This is a genomic window from Vreelandella stevensii S18214, assembly GCF_000275725.1.
GTDB lineage: Bacteria > Pseudomonadota > Gammaproteobacteria > Pseudomonadales > Halomonadaceae > Vreelandella > Vreelandella stevensii.
Genome location: NZ_AJTS01000020.1, coordinates 125,910 through 131,909 on the forward strand (window position 1 = coordinate 125,910; position 6,000 = coordinate 131,909).

Below are 6,000 nucleotides of genomic sequence, written 5' to 3' on the forward strand. Positions count from 1 at the left end.
CTATCGAGAGTTTGCTACTGCATGATGCCCCTTTCATGAAACGACCTACGCTTCCCATGCACACTCCTGCCGTGGACTGCATGCCCCCCGAGGCACGCGTCCAGCGCAGGCGGCTGCGCGCCTGCCATGAGTGCGACTGGGTGTCGGCTCTACCGCCTTTGGGCTCGGGTGAAAAAGCCTCCTGCCCACGCTGTTCTCATGTGCTGGTCAAGCGTCACCGCTACCCCGCACAGCGCAGCATGGCCTTGGCCATTGCCTCGCTGGTGGCCCTTATCGTGGCCGTTTCGTTTCCCTTCGTCAGCTTCAGCGTAGGTGGCATTGGTAACCGCATCGAGCTGACGCAAACGGCCACGGCGCTGATCAATTTTCACCAGCCTATCGTAGCCATCGCGGTGATCATGACCATCGTGGTGCTGCCTGCGGTCTACCTGACGGGGGTCATCTGGCTACAGTTCGGGCTGCTGCGCGCCCGCCCGCTGCCATTGAGCAGAGATATCGCTCGCTCGCTGGCCCACCTGACGCCCTGGATGATGGCCGATGTGTTCATCATCGGCGCGCTGGTCAGTCTGATCAAAGTGGCCGGCATGGCACAGATCGAGCTGGGCATCTCCTTTTGGGCCTTCTGTGTGTTCGCCATCCTGCTGCTGATGACCACACAATCCATCGATGCAGATTGGATGTGGTTTTCACTGGAGGGCGAGCCACTGGCCCCGGAAGGCACCTTGACGGGCGCTACGGCGGCCAGCCAACAGGTGACCGGCTGCCCCACCTGCGGGCTAGTCAACCGTTTCGACAAGGATCACCGCCGCTGCATTCGCTGCCATGAGAAGCTGCACACTCGCCTCCCGCATAGCCTGCAGCGCACCTGGGCGCTGCTCTTTGCTGCGGCGATCATGTATATTCCTGCCAATGTTTATCCCATCATGACCACCACCAGCCTGGGCCATACGGCACCTTCGACCATCATTGGCGGTGTCGTGCAGCTCCTGCAAATGGGCTCATGGCCTGTCGCTGCGGTGATCTTCATTGCCAGTGTCATCGTGCCTGTCGGCAAACTGGTGGCGCTGGTATGGTTGTGCTTGATGATCAACCGCAGTAACGAGCTCAACGCCAACAGCCGCACGCGGCTTTACCGCATCACCGAGTTCATTGGCCGCTGGTCCATGGTGGATGTATTCGTGGTAGCGATTCTCGTTGCCCTGATCCGTGCCGGTTCGCTGATGTCGATCACCCCCGGCCCAGCAGCACTCGCCTTTGGCGCCGTGGTCGTGCTGACCATGCTGGCCGCCATGACGTTCGACTCTCGCTTGATTTGGGACTCCCCCACTCCACGCCCTGCCCGCCGCACGACGGCCACCAAGGACGCTATTGATGGCTAATGATGTCACCCCCAACACCCCCGATACTGACAACGAACTCCACCGGGCCAAAGCCTCTCGGCAGACACGCCTGTCGCCCATCTGGATCGTACCGCTCGTGGCCGTCGTTATCGGCCTGTGGCTGGTGTATGACAACTACACCAGCCGTGGCACCTTGATCACGCTGACCATGAGCAACGCCGAAGGCATCGAGGCAGGCAGTACCTTGATACGCAGCCGCAACGTCGAGATTGGTCGCGTACAAAGCGTGCGGCTCTCTGACGACCTCTCACAAGCCGTGATGACCGCCCGAATCCAGCCTGAAGCAGAAGCCATGCTCAGAGAGGACAGCCGCTTCTGGGTCGTCAAGCCGCGCATTGGCCGCGAGGGCATCAGCGGGTTGGGAACCGTTTTGTCGGGTGCCTATCTTCAGTTGGAACCCGGCCAATCGGACGAGCCAAGAAGAGAGTTCACCGTCAGTGACGTGCCGCCGGTGGCCACGGCAGGACAGGCCGGACTTCAGATCAGTCTGGTCAGCCAACTGGGCAATTCCCTGCGCGTGGGCGACCCGGTTTCCTATCAGGGCTATACCGTTGGTCGCGTCGAGGATACCCGTTTCGATGCCGATTCACGCACCATGTATCACCAGGTTTTCATCGAAGAACCCTATTCCCAATTGGTGACCGACAGCACCCGGTTCTGGACGGCCAGCGGCGTTGATTTTCGCCTGGATGCCAATGGCTTTCGGGTCAATGTCGAATCGCTGGAAGCGTTACTGGGCGGCGGCGTGACCTTTGGCGTGCCCGAAGATCTGCCCATGGGGCGTCCTGTGGAGCATAATGCGCGCTTCAATCTTTACGCCGATGAAGACGACGCCCGCGAAGGTACCTTCAACCGCTACCTGGAATACGTGCTGCTGGTCGACGATACGGTGCGTGGTCTTTCTCGCGGAGCGCCGGTGGAGTTCCGCGGCGTGCGCATCGGTACTGTGGCGGCGGTGCCCTGGAATTTTACCGCGCCTCAGCCTGATTCCAGAGCACGGTTTGCGATCCCCGTACTGATTCGCATCGAGCCCCAGCGGCTGGGCATCGAGAATTCAGATATCGATCTGGAAGATTGGGACAATCGCTTCACCAGGATGTTTGGTCTGGGCCTACGTGCGTCGCTGAAAAACGGCAGTCTGCTCACCGGGGCGCTGTTCGTCGACCTGAACTTTCAGCGCGACCTGGCCGATGAGTACGTAGCGGAAACTTTCTCGGAACGGACGGTATTCCCCACCGTGGCAGGTGGCTTTGCCCAGATTCAGGCACAGATTACCGACCTGCTGGATAAGCTCAACGCACTGGAGGTCGAACCGCTTCTGGCGGGCATGGACCGCAACCTGCAAGCCTCCGAGCAGGTGCTCAACGAAGTGCGTGACGTCAGCCGTTCGGTCAACGAACTGCTCAGCGACCCTGAAACTCGCGCGATTGGCGGCAACCTGAACAGCACGCTGGAAGAACTGCGCAGTACGCTACAGGGTGTCTCGCCGTCGTCACCGGCCTATCAGGAGCTGACCACGGCCATCGAGCGGCTGGACCGCCTGATGCGAGACCTGCAGCCGCTTACGCGTACGCTGAATGAAAATCCTCGCGCCCTGCTGTTCGATAACCTCGACACCCAGGACCCGACGCCCCGCGCCCCACGCTGACAGGAGAGAACATGATGCAACCTTTTACACGACTGCTAATCATTGTCGCTGCCTGTGTAGCGCTGACCGCATGCGCAAGCAGTGTCACTCCTCCTGCCCGCTACATGCTCCCCAGCCCTGCGGCCAGCAGCGCCCCTAGCCAACCCACGGGCACGCTGGCCATCCGCGCTCCACGCTTGGCGCACTATCTGGACGTGGATGGCATCGTCATGCAGTTGGACGACATCACGTTGAACCAGGCTCGTGAACACCAGTGGGCCGAGGGCATTGGCCGTCAGCTGGAACGTAGCCTGCGAGCGCAGTTGGCCCAGCAGCTTCCCCAGCTGCAGGTGGTGCGTTCAGAGGGCGCCCTGCCAGACGCCTTGACGCTATCCGTCGAGGTGGATCAGTTCCAGGGACGCCACGATGGCATGGCAGTGGCCAGCGGCCAGTGGCAGCTACGGCGCGAGGACAATAGCCTGGTCACACTGCAAAGCTTTACCACGGAAACGCCCCTGGAGGAGGACGGCTACCCGGCCCTGGTACGCGCACTGGGTGAAAGCTGGAACCTGCTAGGCGTGCAAATCGCCGAGCAGATTCAGCGCAATGGCTATTTCACGGGCCGCTAATTCAAGACTGCATGAACGGCGCTGAGTGCGACTTTCGTGTTACACTAGGCGACAGCGCCTTTCGCAAGCGCCACCCCATCACTTCCACGCAGCCCTGCGGGCAATGGCTGCGTGGCTTTAAAACGCCCGTCGTGGCTGCCCGATCTGATTCTTAGATGCGCCTTCATGGCGCAATGACATCCTCGTATCTTGAACATGACGCCAACCCCTCACTCAGAGAGTGAGGGGTTGGCGACTGCGGAGAATGCATGAGCTTTTCTGACCTTGGTCTGCACCCTGATCTACTCAGCGCCGTTGGCGCACAGGGCTATCATCAGCCCACCCCGATTCAACGCCAGGCCATTCCCGTCGTTCTGGAAGGACGAGACCTGCTGGCCAGCGCACAGACGGGCACCGGCAAAACCGCTGGCTTCACGCTGCCCATGCTGCAACGCCTGGTGCAAGGCAAACGCCCGGGCAAACGCCAGGTACGTGCGCTGGTCCTGACCCCTACCCGCGAGCTGGCCGCCCAGGTGGGTGAAAGCGTCACCGCATATGGGCAGCACTTGTCACTGCGCTCGCACATCATTTTTGGCGGCGTTGGCCAGCAACCCCAGGTAGACGCCCTGAAAGCCGGTCTGGACGTGCTGGTGGCCACGCCGGGACGCCTGCTGGACCTTCACCAGCAGGGTCACGTAGACCTGTCTGCCGTGGAAATACTGGTACTCGATGAAGCCGACCGCATGCTCGACATGGGCTTCATCCACGACATCAAACGTCTGCTGCGCCTGGTGCCCAAAGCGCGTCAGAACCTGCTGTTCTCGGCCACCTTCTCCAACGAGATCCAGGCCCTGGCCCAGCAGCTGCTGAACAATCCGGCGATGATCGAAGTGGCGCCGCGCAACACCACGGCCGAAAAAATCGAGCAGGCCATCTACCGCGTGGATCGCGACAAGAAACGCGACCTGCTGGCCCATTTGATTCAGCGACATGGCTGGTTCCAGGTGCTGGTCTTCACGCGCACCAAGCACGGCGCCAATCGCCTGGCGGAGCAGCTGACCAAGCAGGACATTCCGGCCATGGCGATCCATGGCAACAAGAGCCAGGGAGCGCGCACTCGAGCACTTGGAGCCTTCAAGAGCGGTGACTTGCAGGTCCTGGTTGCCACCGATATCGCCGCACGCGGTCTGGATATCAGCGAACTTCCCCACGTGGTCAACTTTGACCTGCCCAACGTCGCCGAAGATTACGTCCACCGCATCGGGCGCACAGGCCGTGCGGGCAGCAATGGTGAAGCGGTGTCACTGGTGTGCGTCGATGAGCATGGCCTGCTCAAGAACATCGAGCGGCTGATCAATCAAACGTTGCCCAAGCACGTTGAGCCCGGCTTCGAACCAGACCCCAACGCCAAGCCCGAACCTATCGAAAACGGCCGCCGCGGCCAGCGTCAACCACGTGCCCGCCGCTCCTCCGAGAGCACTCAAGCGAATAACGGTGGCGAACGTCGCCGCCGCGCTCGCCGCTAGCCCAAAGGACCGGAATGTGCGAAGGTATCGCCTCGCATATTCCGGCGTTTCGCTGAACCAATTCATGGAGTGACTATGGCGTCTTCACAACTGATGGCGGACTATCGCCAGTGGCTGACTTTTCAGCGTCAGGAGCAGCTGAGCCGCGAACATCAGGGTATTTCACAGCGTCTGGAAGATGCCCGCGCCTCCTCTGGCCAGGTCGTGCAGGCTTACCGCAGCATGGCCGAAAAAGCATCCCAGGAAGGCGCCTGCTATCGGACGCTGTTCCTACGCGAGTGCGATGACAACGCCTCCTTGCCTTGTGAAGGCTGGCTGTTCGTGCGCCGCGTGCTGAGTGAAGGCAACAGTACGCGCATCAGAGCCACCCTGCTGGAAACCTTCAATTTAGCCGAGGGCGCCATTGCGTTAGGCGACAAACCGGCACGCAAGCTGACCCTGGAAATCTACGACAAGCTGGACATCAACAAGGGCATGCGAACCCAGGTACGTGTGGACGCCATCGACACCCCACAGGACTATCACTTCATCACCCTGCTGGATGCCGTACGCGGCGACCTGCGCCCTTACATGCAATAAGTTCGCGTCATGGTGACACGCCGCGCCGTCAGCTTCATCCTGTTGATGTTCGTGGTTGGGCTCAATCTACGCCCGGCCATGTCTTCGGTGGCCCCCCTGCTGCACAGGCTGCAGGAAAGCGCGGGGCTGTCGCCTACCGCTGCCGGTATTTTGACCACGCTTCCCGTGCTGTGCCTGGGTCTTGCCGCACCGCTGGCACCCTGGCTCAGCAAACGCCTGGGCAGTGAGCGGGCGTTGAGTGCGGCACTGCTGCTGTTGGC

At 61.1% G+C, this 6,000-nt stretch carries 5 protein-coding genes and 1 pseudogene; all 6 read left to right on the forward strand.

Translation table 11 applies throughout. From position 1 onward, the window contains the following. Positions 1-35 precede the first annotated feature (35 nt). Positions 36-1,379, forward strand: a complete 1,344-nt coding sequence (locus tag HSS18214_RS0103780; RefSeq protein WP_026001698.1) for a paraquat-inducible protein A — start codon at positions 36-38, stop codon at positions 1,377-1,379. Then, the gene (pqiB, locus tag HSS18214_RS0103785; protein WP_016913972.1) at positions 1,372-3,048 is read left to right on the forward strand and encodes an intermembrane transport protein PqiB; all 1,677 of its coding nucleotides are present in this window, start codon (positions 1,372-1,374) and stop codon (positions 3,046-3,048) included. The genes HSS18214_RS0103780 and pqiB overlap by 8 nt, the downstream gene beginning before the upstream one ends. Positions 3,049-3,059: 11 nt before the next feature. Next, positions 3,060-3,656 carry an ABC-type transport auxiliary lipoprotein family protein gene (locus HSS18214_RS0103790; protein ID WP_016913973.1) on the forward strand — a complete coding sequence of 199 codons (597 nt, stop codon included), beginning with the start codon at positions 3,060-3,062 and terminating at the stop codon, positions 3,654-3,656. A gap of 248 nt (positions 3,657-3,904) precedes the next feature. Then, on the forward strand, positions 3,905-5,161 hold the full coding sequence (locus HSS18214_RS0103795) for a DEAD/DEAH box helicase (protein ID WP_016913974.1): 1,257 nt from the start codon (positions 3,905-3,907) through the stop codon (positions 5,159-5,161). 75 nt (positions 5,162-5,236) lie between these two features. Next, positions 5,237-5,740, forward strand: a complete 504-nt coding sequence (locus HSS18214_RS0103800) for a hypothetical protein (RefSeq protein ID WP_016913975.1) — start codon at positions 5,237-5,239, stop codon at positions 5,738-5,740. A 9-nt stretch (positions 5,741-5,749) separates the two neighbouring features. Continuing rightward, positions 5,750-6,000: pseudogene (locus HSS18214_RS0103805) on the forward strand (MFS transporter); the annotation flags it as partial.